This is a genomic window from Pedococcus sp. P5_B7 (assembly GCF_054049895.1).
The window spans coordinates 253,744-266,782 of record NZ_JBFULM010000002.1 but is presented as its reverse complement, the minus strand read 5'-3'; the positions used below and the strand labels follow the sequence as shown (position 1 = coordinate 266,782).

The following is a 13,039-nucleotide window of genomic DNA, read 5'->3' as shown; positions in this document are numbered from 1 at the left end:
CCGAACCCTCCTCAGGGTCACCCCTGAACGGCCCCTGAACCCACGCCCAACTCGCGCGAAAATCGTTGTCCGTCAACGCAACCGCAGCCTACGGTGGAGGACAGCGGCGCCGAGCAGGAGGTGCGACCAACTCGAGGTGAGGGACAGACGATGGCACAGACCCGGATGGCAGACGTGGGGCGCTTCGCCTGGTTCCCGTCGAGCAAGGTCACCAAGTGGTTCGTCCTCCTGTTCTGGCTGGCGATCCTCGCCGCGGCGTTCAGCCCCGCCGGCAAGCTGCAGGGCGTCCTCAACAACGAGGCCGTCGCCTGGCTCCCCGCCGATGCGCAGTCCACCCAGGTGGTCAAGCAGATCGAGGCGTTCCAGAGCAAGAACGAGTTCCCGGCGGTCATCGTCTACGAGCGCCCGGCCGGCGTCACGCCACAGGACCAGCAGGCCGTCACCGCGCAGGTCGCCAAGTTCAACGCCCTCGACCCGGTCAAGAGCGAGACGGTCGGCCCGATCCCGTCGCAGGACGGCAAGGCGTTGCAGGTCATCGTGCCCGTCGACGCGGGGGAGGGCGGCTGGGACACCCTGGGCGCCACGGTCAAGGACCTCCGCGCCGTGGCCGACCAGCGTCCGGACGGCCTCTCGATGCACGTCACCGGTCCGGTGGGCTACGCCGCCGACTCGTCCGAGGCCTTCTCGGGCATCGACGGCAAGCTCCTCTACTCCGCGATGGCCGTCGTCATCATCATCCTGCTGCTGACCTACCGCAGCCCGGTGCTGTGGCTGATCCCGGTGATCTCGGCCGGTACCGCGCTCTTCGTCGCCCAGGCCGTCATCTACTTCCTGGCCAAGGACGACACCCTCACGGTCAACGCCCAGAGCTCGGGCATCCTCACCGTCATCGTCTTCGGCGCGGGGACCGACTATGCCCTGCTGCTCGTCGCCAGATATCGCGAGGAGCTGCGGCGCCACGAGGACCGGCACGAGGCGATGGCGTTCGCGCTCCACCGCGCCGGCCCGGCGATCCTCGCCTCGGGTGCCACGGTCATCGCCGGCATGCTGTGCCTGCTCTTCGCGACGATGAACTCGACCAAGGGTCTCGGCCCGGTCGCCGCCATCGGCGTCGCCGTCGGGCTGCTCGTGATGCTGACCCTGCTGCCCGCGCTCCTGGTCGTCTGCGGGCGGTGGATTTTCTGGCCGGTCCGTCCGAGCTACGGCTCGGTCGACCACACCCGCGACGGCTTCTGGGCCGGGATCGGACGTCGGATCGCCAAGGCTCCGCGCCGCACCTGGGTCGTCACGTCGCTGCTGCTGGCCATCGCCTCGCTGGGCATCCTCCAGCTCAACGCCACCGGCCTCGAGAACAAGGACGTCTACTACGGCACCCCCGACTCGATCGTGGGGGAGCAGGTCGTGGCCCGGCACTTCCCGGCCGGCACCGGCTCGCCGGTCATGGTGCTCGCCAACGCCGACCAGGCTGCCTCGGTGAAGACCAAGCTCGAGACGGTCAAGGGTGTGTCCACGGTCGCCGACCCGGTGACCAAGGGTGGGCGGTCGCTGATCATGGCCACCCTCACCGACGCCCCCGACTCCGACGCGGCGACCGCGACGGTCGACCGGATCCGTGCCGACATCGCTGCCGTCCCCGGCGCCAACGCGATCGCCGGTGGCGACACCGCCACGCGGGCCGACACGTTGCGGGCGTCCGCCGACGACAACGTGCGGATCATCCCGCTCATCCTCGGCGTCGTGCTGCTCATCCTGATCCTGTTGCTGCGCGCACTCACCGCACCGCTCATCCTCGTCGCCACCGTCGTGCTCTCCTACGGCGCGGCCATGGGTCTGTCGGCACTGATCTTCAGGCACGTGCTGGGCTTCGCCGGAGCCGACTCGTCGTTGCCACTCTTCGTCTTCGTGTTCCTGGTGGCGTTGGGGATCGACTACAACATCTTCCTCATGACGCGAGTCCACGAGGAGGCCAAGGAGATCGGCACCCGGCGCGGTGCGCTCGTGGGTCTGGCCGCCACCGGTGGCGTGATCACCTCGGCCGGGCTGGTCCTGGCGGGCACCTTCTCGGTGCTGGGGACGCTGCCAGTGGTCACGTTCGCCGAGATCGGGATCGCAGTGGCCCTCGGTGTCCTCCTCGACACCCTGGTCGTCCGCTCGGTGCTCGTGACCGCGCTCAACCTCGACGTGCGCGGACGGATGTGGTGGCCGAGCGCGCTCGCCAAGCACGACGCCGAGCTCGACACCGCGGAGCCGGTCTCCGAAGAGGCGCCGGGCGTGGAGCTCGAACCCGCCCACTAAGGGGCCGATTCCCTAACGTCCCTCAGCGCAGCGCGATGACGACCGAGGCACGGTCTCCGCCGTAGCACGAAGCAAGGTGAGTACCCGCCTGACAGCGCATCTCGTACGTCTTCTTTGTGACGGGACTGCGCGCAACCACGACGCCGTCCTGCCGGCCGTTGGCTATCCACGCACTCTCGACCGCCAGCGCGAAGGGGCAACTCGTATTCGACCCGGCACTCACGGTGGCGCTGCACTGGGTGTACTCGTCGTCATCGGGCAGGGTCTCGCCGCAGGCGGGGTTGTAGCTTGCGCGGTTTGGATTATCAAGGATCCCGTTCAGGAGTGAGACCGGAACGGCATACCGTCTCGTTGCAGAACCTGCATAAGCAATACCCACGACTTCGCCCTGGTCGTTGATCACTGCTGAACCTGAGCTTCCGGGCCGAATTGGTGCGTCGTTCTCCATCATGAGCTCGTTGGATGTCAGCAAGGGATCGGCAACGTACGAGAGGACATGACCTTCAGTGCTCTTGAGTTCACCGCCTTCCGGGTACCCGACGACCGTGATGTGTTCACCCACGGGGGGATCCTGGCTGCTAAGAGTCAAAGTGTGGGGCAGGTCTTGCGCTGTCTCGACGACAGCGAGATCGGCGATGAGCGTCGCCCCGACCGCCTTGACTTCGAGGTCCCGCCCGTCATAGCCACTGACTTGGATAGCCAACGAGTCCTGAACGACGTGGCGGTTCGTCACGAAGAAGCGGGGCGCTATGGCGAAGCCGCTCCCACTGGAGACACCTAGGCACTCGATGTTCCTGACACGCAGGGCAGCGCGCTCCCAGTCGCTAAAGCCGGATGACTCAACGGCGGACGCCCCGTTTGTTGTCGGCTGAGTCGAAGGGGCCGCACCGTCGGGCGCAACCGTGACGGTCACGGGTTTTGTGGGTGGGGCGGTCAGTCCGCATCCTGCGAGAGCCAACGAGGCTGCAGCTATGGCGATGAGGCGGCGTCGCATCACAGTTGATCAATGACGTCGGACAAGGTGGCATTCAAGTTTTGCGCCTCGTCGCACGAGCGGTTGACTTCAGTCGCATAGGCAATGACGTCGTCGATGTCGTAGGAGTCGAGGTTTACGACGTAGCCTTGAAGGGTTCGAAGGTTGTTGATACAGGTATCCAGCTTCGAGGAGACTTGTTGAGACAAGGCGGTGATCTGTTGAACCTGGGCCAGAGTGTCGCCGACTTGAGCCTTCTCATTTGCGAGAGCCCGGATCCGGGCGGTGGCGTCGTTGTAGTCCTTGGTTACCGCGGACAGCGAGCCCTGGGTCTTCGTTAGATTTGTCTGGAGCCTGTCGGCTTCGGCTCGGCTGAGGTCTAACTCGCCCTGGGTCCTGGCTCTCGCCTCCTCGTTCTGAGACGCTCGTGCCTGCCACTGATCGGCTGAGTTGTTCGCGTACACCACACCGCCGCTCAGGCCTGCACAGCCGAGAACGGCAAGGACCGCGACGCTCGGCCAGATTGGAAACCAACGGCGGTTCGGCCCCTGCGAGGGCGGCTCCGGTCGTGCCTCGTAGAAGGGCTCAAGGGGCGAAGACTCCACGCCTCATGATGCAACGCGTGTAGAGGGCAATGTGGCGATTTGGTCGCAATCAGCCGAAGGTCCGACTGGTGGCTACCGCGAAAGGACCCTGGGTCTCTCCTGCGGTGGTCCGCCGTGGCGCGAGCCGAGGTATGCCGCGTGGCTGAGCCACGTGGCCAGCCACGCGGCATACCTCGCCTCTGTGCGTGCTGGTCTCACCCACGCCCCCGTGCGGCGGGTGTCAGGCGGGCGACATACGGTTGAACCATGGACTATCGATACCTGGGCAACAGCGGACTCAAGATCTCGGAGATCACCTACGGCAACTGGCTGACGCACGGCTCGCAGGTGGAGAACGACGTCGCCGCGCAGTGCGTGGCCGCCGCGCTCGACGCGGGCATCAGCACCTTCGACACCGCCGACGTCTACGCCAACACCAAGGCGGAGACCGTGCTCGGCGAGGCACTCAAGGGCGAGCGGCGCGAGGGCCTGGAGATCTTCACCAAGGTCTACTGGCCGACCGGGCCGGGCGGGAAGAACGACACCGGCCTGTCGCGCAAGCACATCATGGAGTCGATCAACGGCTCGCTGCAGCGCCTCCAGACCGACTACGTCGACCTCTACCAGGCGCACCGCTACGACACCGAGACGCCGCTCGAGGAGACGATGACGGCCTTCGCCGACGTCGTCCGTCAGGGCAAGGCGCTGTACATCGGCGTCAGCGAGTGGACCGCCGAGCAGATCCGCGACGGCGTGGCGCTGGCCAAGGAGCTCAACATCCAGCTCATCTCGAGCCAGCCGCAGTACTCCATGCTGTGGCGCGTCATCGAGGACGAGGTCGTGCCGACGTCTCGCGAGCTCGGGGTGAGCCAGATCGTGTGGAGCCCCATCGCGCAGGGCGTGCTGACCGGCAAGTACCAGCCCGGCCAGAAGCCGCCCGAGGGCTCGCGCGCCGCCGACGAGAAGGGCGGCGCCGACATGATCAGCCGCTTCATGAACGACGACGTGCTCACCCGCGTGCAGGGCCTCAAGCCGGTCGCCGACGAGGTCGGCCTGACGATGGCGCAGCTCGCCGTCGCCTGGGTCCTCCAGAACGACAACGTCGCCGCCGCGCTCGTCGGCGCCTCGCGTCCCGAGCAGGTGCACGAGAACGTCAAGGCCGCCGGCGTGAAGCTCGAGCCCGCGCTGATGGCCAAGATCGACGACGTCCTCGGCGACATCGTCGAGCGCGACCCCGGCAAGACCAAGGAGACGTCGCCCCAGAAGCGCGTCGCCTGACCGGAGCCCTTGCGCCGCCAGCCGAGGGGTATGCCGCGTGGTCACCAGGCGGCATACCCCTCGGGCGTTGCTGGCCGGGCAGGTCTACTGCGGGTCCTGCGGACCGGCGCTGGTCACCAACCCCGTCTCGTAGGCGTAGATGACGGCCTGCACCCGGTCGCGGAGGCCGAGCTTCATCAGCACCCGGCCGACGTGGGTCTTCACCGTCGTCTCCGAGACGAACAGCTGCTCGGCCAGCTCGGCGTTGGTGAGCCCGCGGGCGAGCAGCGTCAGGGTCTCGAGCTCGCGGGGGGTCAGGGAGTCGAGCCGCGCCGGGGCCTCTCCATCGACCACGCGCGGTCGCGCCAGGTAGGACTCGATCATCCGCCGGGTCACCGTGGGTGCCAGCAGCGACTCGCCCGCGTGCACTGCCCTGATCCCGGCCACCAGCAGCTCCGGCTGCACGTCCTTGAGCAGGAAACCGCTGGCGCCCACGCGCAGCGCCTCGTAGACGTAGGCGTCCATGTCGAACGTCGTGAGCATCACCACGCGTGTCGCCGCCGGACCCTCGGCCAGCAGTCGCTTGGTCGCGGCAATCCCGTCGAGGCCGGGCATCCGCACATCCATGAGCACCACGTCGGGCCGCAGGGCCGCCACCTGGGCTACCGCCTCCTCGCCGTCCGCAGCCTCGCCGACCACGCGCAGGTCGGGCTCGATCTCGAGGATCATCCGGAACCCGGCCCGCACCAGCGCCTGGTCGTCCACGATGAGCACGCCGATGGTGCCGGTTGCCGGCGACGGCGCGTCTTGCGCGTCCGGCACCTCTGGTCCCTCTGGCGCCTCCCGCGGGCTCGCGCTCATGCCGACTCCAGCGGCAGCGTGGCCACCAGCTCGAAGCCACCCTCGGGCCTGACCCGCGCGACCAGCGAACCGCCATACACCGCAACGCGTTCCCGCATCCCGCGCAGTCCGCTGCCAGCCTCAGGGGAGTGCGTGCCGGCGCCCACCGGGGGCTGCCCGTCGTCGCGCACCGCGAGCTGGATCCGCTCGGCGCCGTAGTCGATGACCACCGCCGCGCTCCGCGGGTTCCGGGCGTGGCGGAGCGTGTTCGTCAGGCCCTCCTGCACCAGCCGGTAGGCGGTGAGGTCCAGCCCCGGCGCGAGTGCCTGCACGGGGCCGTTCACCTCGAGCTCCACCGGCAGCCCGGCGGTGCGGAACTTGTCGGCGAGCCGGTCCAGCTGGTCGAGCCCAGGCGGCGGCTCGAGCTGGGTCTCGTCACCCGGCTGGCGCAACACCCCCACCATGCGACGCATCTCGGCCAGCGCCTCGCGGCCCACCGCCTCAACGGTTTCCAGCGCCTGGCGCTCCGTCGCCTGGTCGGGCGCGAGCCGTCGCCGCACCGCCGAGGCCTGGACCGTCATGACGCTGACGCTGTGCCCGATGACGTCGTGCAGCTCCCGGGCGATGCGGTTGCGCTCTTCCGCCACCGCCTGGGAGGCGAGGGCTCGACGGTTCACGCGCCGCTGCTCGGTGTTCAGGACCGTGAGGCGGACGACCGCGCCGACCAGCCAGGCGATGACCGAGGGGGACAGCCAGACGAGGGTGAGCAGTCGTTCGTGCATGGTGGCGCGCTCGCCCGTCGGGTCCAGGCTCGACCAGGACAGCCAGAACGCCGCCGCGAGCACGAGCCCCCACCACGCGCGTCGCGACGGCAGTCGTCGGCCCACGGTGTACGTCGCGATCAGCATGGGCAGCATCACACCGTTGCCCTCGGGCGCGCCGAAGAGTGCGAACTCCGCCGTGCTGGCCACGAGGATCGCCCCTTGGCACGCGAGCGGGTTCACCCGGCGACCCGCGAGCAGGACCGCCGTCACGGCATACAGGAGGGCTTGGGCCCACAACGGCCCCTGGCGGTGCGTGGAGGTGAACCCCCACCACGCCTCGAGCTGCCCGAGGACGCCGACCACGACCGCGACGGTGAGGTCGAACGCCCAGTTCCTGCGCGTCACGCACCGAAGGTACGCCCGCGCGGACGGTCGCACGTCCTCCTTGCGGAGGATGCGGGAGTCCTGCTGTCGGACAGCCCGATTTCGTGCCCGGGCAGGACGACGTGCGGAGAGCGGGTTCCTACCGTCGTTGAGGTCGACACCACCGCGGTGCGACACCACCACGGGGAGGAAACATGAACACCATTCCACGCAGTGCCGGCATCGGGCTCCTGGTCTATGCGGTCGGCACCACGGTCGGCTTCGCCGGGGCGGGTGGTCCCGGGGGCGACTACGAGCCGGGCATGGTCGCTGGGTACGTCGACCCGAGCCACTACGCCACCTCGATCGGCTTCTGGTACCTCGGCGCGCTCGCCGCTCTGGGGCTGCTCGCCTTCGGGCACGGGTTGCGCAGGCTGGGAGGCGCGGTGGGGGAGACGGCGTGGGGTCTGTCGGTGGCTGGCGCGGCCATCAGCGTGGTCGGCGCCTTCGTCGGTGGCGGCCTCGTCACGGCGCTGGCCGAGGGAGGTGACGCCGTCAGGCAGGGCGTGCCGCACCCGGTCGTCTACACGATCAGCGAGATCGGCAACCTGCTGGCGCTGTGCGGGCCGGCGTTCTTCGTCGGAGTCGTGGCGATCGTGCTCGCCGCTCGCGCCGCGCTCCCACGATGGCTGGCCGTCTTCTCGGTCGTCGCCGGCCTCTGCGGGATCCTGCTGCCGTTCTACTTCACGATCCCGGTCTACCTGGTCTGGGCGCTGGTCTTCGGCGCTCGGCTGGTGGTGCGCGGATCGCGCCACACCCAGGAGGCTGGCGTCGTCCTGAGCACGTCGACTGCCTGAACCGAGGGGGGCGGGAGGGGTATGCCGCGTGGTCACCACGCGGCATACCCCTCGGTGTGTGCCGGGCGCGGCTTCAGGGTCGCGCCCGCTCGGTCACATGCCGGGAACGGGCTGTGCCGCGTGGACCTCGATGGTGCACCCGCCGGGCATGTTGAGGTGCGGGTGGCCCTCGGCCAGCGCGAGCGCGGCCTGCTGGTCCGCGGCCTCGATGATGCTGTAGCCGACGACGTCACTCGTCGCGGGCGAGGTGCCCTCGGGGGTGACGCGGACGCCCTCGGCCAGCGGGGTGCCGAAGTCAACCATGCCGTCACCGACGCGGCCGGCCCACTCCATCCACTGGCCCATGACGGCTTCCATCTCGGCGGGGTCGGTGGGGGTGTTCTCGGCAGGCGTGGTCGGGGCGTGGTAGATGAAGAGGAACTTGCTCATGACTGGATCTCCTTGGTGGGCTGGGTTTTTCGTCCGTTGTTGGGACTGGGATGGCGTCTGACTGTGACGGGCGCTGGTTGGGCTGGCCCGCCGGGTTGGGACGGGAGCGCCGGGTTCAGGCCGGGATGGGGGCGCGACCCGCGTAGGCCGCGAAGCGCTCGACCGCATCTGCGTCGGCACCTGCGGTGACCTCGTCGGCGAAGGAGCTGCCGCGGCCCTGGGCGATGACGCCGCTGGACAGCTCGTGGATGTAGGTCACGACCTCGTCGGAGACCCGCAGCTGCTGGCCGCTGGCCTGGGCGAGGTCCCAGCCGTGGAGCAGCAGCTCCAGCGGCAGGATGCTGGCGAGGAAGGCAGCCGGGGCGTCGCCGCCAGGGGTCGTGATGGTGCCGTCGAGGTCGACCTCGCGCCACGCTGCGACGGCCTGAGCGGCAAGGGTCGAGACCTTGTCCTCCAGCGACCCGCTCGGGGGGATGGCGAGCGAGGCGCCCGCCATGCCACCGAGCTGGACCAGCGAACCGAGCAGGTGGACGGCGAGCTCGTGGGCGGTGAAGTCGGCACAGGGCGTGGGCTTGGGCTGGTCCTCGGGGGTGAGGGCGCGCAGCACCGGCTGGATGGCGGCGAGGGCTGCCTCCGCAGCGACCAGCGGAGTGAGGCCCTCGGGGGCCCAGGCCCACTCGTCCTGCCCGGCGTCGCCGGTGGTGGCGAGCCGCTCGAGCCGCTCGAAGAAGTGGTCCCAGCCCTCGGCGTGCATGGCGGCCTGCTCGTCGTTGAGCCCCTCGTGCACGAGGGTGACCTGGGAGCCCTCGGCCACCGGCTCGATCGTGATCGTCACGGTGGAGGCGTCCTTCGGCAGCGCGGGATTCTCGTCCCAGCCCCAGCCGAACACGACGCGACGGCCCGGCTCGACCTCGCGGTAGGTGCCTTCGGCGATGTGGCCCGGGGTGACGGTCCAGCGGTACGACCCACCGGCTCGCAGGTCGACGGTCGCCGTCACGGTCTGCCAGCGACGCAGCCGCTCCGGCTCGGTGACGAGGGCGAAGGCCTCGTCGGGGGAGACGGGCAGGACAACGGACTTGGTGAAGCTCATGGTGTTCCCTTCAGGCGGTGCGCGTCGGCGACGAGCTGGTCGAGTTCGGAGGTCCAGAACCGGTCGATCTCGGCCTGCAGCTGCTGCAGCCCGCTCGGCACGACCCGGTAGATCCGCGTGCGCCCGACCTTCTCGGCCGCCACGAGACCGGCATCGGCGAGCACCAGGAGGTGCTGGCTGATCGCGGACCTGGTCACCGTGAACTCGCCGGCCAGGTCCGTGACGCCCCGGGGCCCTCGGGCCAGGAGCTGCAGGATCCGGCGGCGGCTCGGTTCGGCGGCGGCGGAGAGTGGGTCAGTCACAACTCTGAATACGTTAGTCGCCACTAACGCGTCTGTCCAGCGGCGGGGAGATGGAAGGTTGCGGCCGGCCGTTGCCTGGACTGCCTCGCTTCAGGTTGCTGGGCTTTCCTGTGGACAAAGATGCGGATCCGGCACCGTATCGGCGCGATATCGCACCACTAGTTCACTGACGTCACACGCGGTCGCGCGCGATGTGAATCCGCTTGTGGTGCAAGGGGATTCGCTCCCTATGCATTGCGTTGGGCTGTCAGTGGTTCCGTCTACGGTTGTTCCATGGCACTCGCACCCGACACCGCGGCGCCCGGCGGACACGGCTCCGACCGGCCGGTGTTGAGTGCTGCCAAGGGCGCCCGAGATGCTTTGGCCGGCGCGCGTTCGGAGCGGCTGTGGGCGTTGTCCGATGCGGAGCTCGAGGAGACCATGACGGTCCTGGGCGACGTGCACGCCGGATCCGAGACGCGGCTGGCGGCGGTCATGACGGAGGCCAAGTCTCGGGGCCTCGGGGTGGGGGAGGGCTGGGGGCCGCAGGACTGGGCTCGCAAACAGGCCCCCCGACTCGGCGCGCGTCTCGTATCCGACCTCGACACCGTCGCAGAGATCGCGTCTGAGCCTCGCCTAGCAGAGGTGAGGGAGGCGGTCGAGGCTGGTGCTCGGCCCGGTGCAACAGAGGCATTGCCGGTCGCCAAGGCGGCGATGATCACGCGGTTCCACCGCGGGGTGCGATCGCTGGCCGAGCCGCACCACCTGGAGGACGCCACCGCCGCCTTGCTCTGGGGAGCACGGGGCCACGATGGGATGCCCGAGAAGTCCCTGGCGATCGCAATCCGCCGCACTGCAGACCTGTTGCGACCTGACCGGCTGGTCGAGCACGAGGCGGAAGTCCGTCGCGCGCACCGCGCGTTGGACAAGGCCAAGGGCCCGCTGGGGATGTGGCGCTACACGCTGATGCTCGACGACGAGGGCGCCGCGATCGTCGACGCCGCCGTCGATGCGCTGGCTAAGCCCCAGAAGGATCCAGACACTGGCGACTACGACCCCCGGACTCCGGGTGCGCGACGGGCGGACGCCCTGATCGACCTCGTGCGGCGAGCGGTGAGCGCCCCGGACGGCGTGCCGCGTCAGGCCAAGACCAGCCTGCTGGTCACCATCAAGCTCGACGAGCTGCAGCAGCTGTGTCGGGGTGCCGGACTCACCGTCGGCGGCGAGCCGGTGCCCATCGAGACGGTGCGGCGCCTGGCGTGTGACGCCCAGGTCATCCCAGCCGTGCTCGGCACCCGCGGCGAGATCCTCGAGCAAGGTCGGGCCGAGCGGCTGTTCAACCGCGCGCAGATCCGCCACCTCTGGCTACGCGACCAGCACTGCACCTTCCCCGGGTGCACCAGACCCGCGAGCTGGTGCGACGCCCATCACCTGCTGCACTGGGCCGATGGCGGTCCCACCGACACCGCTCATGGCGCGCTCCTGTGCCAGCGACACCACACCGTCGTGCACTCCAACCGCTACGCGGGCGAAGTCGTCAGGGGGCTCAGCGGCCCGTTCGTGAAGTGGGACCTGACACCGGGGTCCTACGACGTCCAGCTTGCCCAGTGGCGGAGCACGCAGCCCGCTCGCGACGGGATCGACGGTGGCGACCATGGCGACTATGGCGCTGGTGGTGACGATCGCGACGAGCGTCCGCCACGATGACCCCGCTCCACACCCCGCCTGGACCGGCGGGGCGCGAAGCATGTCAAGGGAGATTGAAGCGTGGGTCTGGGTGAGGGTGTGGCCGATGGTCTGAATGGGTGAATCTGCACCAAACCGCCCACGCTTGCGTGCCGGGCACGGCACCATCGCCGCGTGGGAAATGCCGGGGGCAGCGCTGACGAGCACGCCAAGCGACTGATCGAAGAGGCGGGCGCCTGGGCCGCGGGCGCCGAAGGGGAACGCCGTGTGGCAGCAGCGCTCGAAGACCTTCCGGATACGTGGATCGTGGTCCATGACCGACTTCTCCGTCCAGGGCGGTCGGAGGCGAACCTCGACCACATCGCCATCGGGCCGGCTGGTGTCTTCCTGATCGATGCGAAGAACCGTGCGGGCATGGTGACCGAGCACGAGGGCGGACTGTTCCAGCACCGGACGCGTGACGGGATCAGAGAGACGGTCAGCCTCGCGGACGAGCTGAAGAAGGTGCACGGCATGGCCGCGTACATGGCCGCCGAGAGTGACGCTGCCGTGGTCCCCGTGCTGTGTCTCGCGGGAAGTCGGGCCGACGACTTCGGTGATCCACGGCTGGTCCGTGGCATCTGGGTCGTCCCAGTCGCGGCCTTGTCCAGATGGCTGCGCGCTCGTGACGTGGTGATCCCTTCGGACCGGCTTGCAGCACTGGCGACGAGAGTGATCACGGAGTTTCCTTCCACGACCACCGACGTCGCGCTCCTTTCCGCGATGGGTGGCGCCAAGGGCCGAGGCCGAGCCGTCCGATCTCGAGCTCGTCGCACTCCTCGGTCACGTCCGCGCCGCGGCAGGCGAACCGTTTCGGTGTTCGGGCGGTTGGCGATGCTCTGCGTGGGTGTGGCGTTGTTCCTCATGCTCCTGCCACGCCTGCCGGACATCCTGACCCGGGTGTTCGACGCCCAACCCCGAGGTGGGGCCGCCACCTCGGCGGCGCCTTTCGCGACCGGCGCGCCCACGGGAGAGCTCACAAGCGTGGCGAAGAAGGGCACCGCCACCAAGCGCCCTGCCGCGCCGGTGTCAGCCACACCGCTGGGACCGCCGGACTGCTCCGACGCCACGGCGGCCGAGATCAAGTCGATCATCCATCGCACCGTCAGGCCGATCGCCACGAGGCAGGGCTGCGCCTGGGGAACGCGCCTCGACGACGCGACGACGGAGCTGGTGAGCATCGTCATGACAGACGACCGCGCCGCCTACGACGTGGAACTCGCCACCTCGGTCAAACAGAAGCGGGTGGTCTTCGGCGGGGCGTATGACTCAACCTACCGACCCGCCACCAAGGCATCGGTGGCGTCAGGTCAGTGGATCATCCGAGGCGCCAAACCGGTCCGCGCGAGGGCTGACACGGTCGTGGTCGTCGCGACGACCAAGCTCGGGGTCTCCGACGACAAGGCCCGCGCCATGGCGGTGGCCATTGCCGCCGCCGCCAGCTCCTGAGGCCCGCGCGGGTAGGGGGTCCACGTTGGACGGGTGCTGCGGGTTTCGCTTCCTCACCCTGGTGCCGTGGGGCCGGCGCCTCCTCAGGCGATCGTTTGGATGCCCCAAGAGCACTCCTGGCTCCGGCTCATA

At 69.2% G+C, this 13,039-nt stretch carries 12 protein-coding genes; 5 read left to right on the top strand and 7 right to left on the bottom strand.

Annotated features, from left to right (window positions below):
• The first annotated feature begins 150 nt into the window (after positions 1 to 150).
• Positions 151 to 2,295, top strand: a complete 2,145-nt coding sequence (locus ACXJKD_RS04085; RefSeq protein WP_457253128.1) for an MMPL family transporter — start codon at positions 151 to 153, stop codon at positions 2,293 to 2,295.
• A 22-nt stretch (positions 2,296 to 2,317) separates the two neighbouring features.
• Here the strand turns inward: ACXJKD_RS04085 and ACXJKD_RS04080 are convergent, their stop codons facing one another.
• Both ACXJKD_RS04080 and ACXJKD_RS04075 read right to left on the bottom strand, forming a co-directional pair.
• A complete protein-coding gene (locus tag ACXJKD_RS04080; protein ID WP_457253127.1) occupies positions 2,318 to 3,208 on the bottom strand; it encodes a S1C family serine protease in 891 nt (296 codons plus the stop codon).
• A gap of 80 nt (positions 3,209 to 3,288) precedes the next feature.
• A complete protein-coding gene (locus tag ACXJKD_RS04075) occupies positions 3,289 to 3,873 on the bottom strand; it encodes a hypothetical protein (RefSeq protein WP_457253126.1) in 585 nt (194 codons plus the stop codon).
• A 246-nt stretch (positions 3,874 to 4,119) separates the two neighbouring features.
• Between ACXJKD_RS04075 and ACXJKD_RS04070 the strand changes: the two genes are divergently transcribed.
• Positions 4,120 to 5,130: an aldo/keto reductase family protein gene (locus ACXJKD_RS04070; RefSeq protein WP_457253125.1), complete on the top strand. Its 1,011-nt coding sequence runs from the start codon at positions 4,120 to 4,122 to the stop codon at positions 5,128 to 5,130.
• Positions 5,131 to 5,214: 84 nt separating this feature from the next.
• Here ACXJKD_RS04070 and ACXJKD_RS04065 read toward each other — a convergent pair whose 3' ends face one another.
• Complete coding sequence (locus tag ACXJKD_RS04065; RefSeq protein ID WP_457253124.1) at positions 5,215 to 5,970, bottom strand: response regulator; 756 nt, start codon at positions 5,968 to 5,970, stop codon at positions 5,215 to 5,217.
• Positions 5,967 to 7,118 (bottom strand): sensor histidine kinase, encoded by a 1,152-nt coding sequence (locus ACXJKD_RS04060; RefSeq protein WP_457253123.1) that lies wholly within the window; start codon positions 7,116 to 7,118, stop codon positions 5,967 to 5,969. The genes ACXJKD_RS04065 and ACXJKD_RS04060 overlap by 4 nt, the downstream gene beginning before the upstream one ends.
• Positions 7,119 to 7,291: 173 nt before the next feature.
• Between ACXJKD_RS04060 and ACXJKD_RS04055 the strand changes: the two genes are divergently transcribed.
• Entirely contained in the window at positions 7,292 to 7,933 is a 642-nt protein-coding gene (locus tag ACXJKD_RS04055; protein WP_457253122.1) for a hypothetical protein, read from the top strand.
• Positions 7,934 to 8,026: 93 nt separating this feature from the next.
• Here the strand turns inward: ACXJKD_RS04055 and ACXJKD_RS04050 are convergent, their stop codons facing one another.
• The 3 genes from ACXJKD_RS04050 to ACXJKD_RS04040 form a co-directional block, all read right to left on the bottom strand.
• Positions 8,027 to 8,362: a hypothetical protein gene (locus ACXJKD_RS04050; RefSeq protein WP_457253121.1), complete on the bottom strand. Its 336-nt coding sequence runs from the start codon at positions 8,360 to 8,362 to the stop codon at positions 8,027 to 8,029.
• Positions 8,363 to 8,477: 115 nt separating this feature from the next.
• Complete coding sequence (locus tag ACXJKD_RS04045; RefSeq protein ID WP_457253120.1) at positions 8,478 to 9,452, bottom strand: TIGR03086 family metal-binding protein; 975 nt, start codon at positions 9,450 to 9,452, stop codon at positions 8,478 to 8,480.
• Positions 9,449 to 9,754, bottom strand: a complete 306-nt coding sequence (locus tag ACXJKD_RS04040) for an ArsR/SmtB family transcription factor (protein ID WP_457253118.1) — start codon at positions 9,752 to 9,754, stop codon at positions 9,449 to 9,451. The genes ACXJKD_RS04045 and ACXJKD_RS04040 overlap by 4 nt, the downstream gene beginning before the upstream one ends.
• A gap of 273 nt (positions 9,755 to 10,027) precedes the next feature.
• On the opposite strand from ACXJKD_RS04040, the gene ACXJKD_RS04035 reads away from it, so the two are divergent.
• Positions 10,028 to 11,440: a DUF222 domain-containing protein gene (locus ACXJKD_RS04035; protein ID WP_457253117.1), complete on the top strand. Its 1,413-nt coding sequence runs from the start codon at positions 10,028 to 10,030 to the stop codon at positions 11,438 to 11,440.
• A gap of 153 nt (positions 11,441 to 11,593) precedes the next feature.
• Positions 11,594 to 12,907, top strand: coding sequence for a nuclease-related domain-containing protein (locus tag ACXJKD_RS04030; RefSeq protein WP_457253116.1), 1,314 nt, complete (start codon positions 11,594 to 11,596; stop codon positions 12,905 to 12,907).
• Positions 12,908 to 13,039 lie beyond the last annotated feature (132 nt).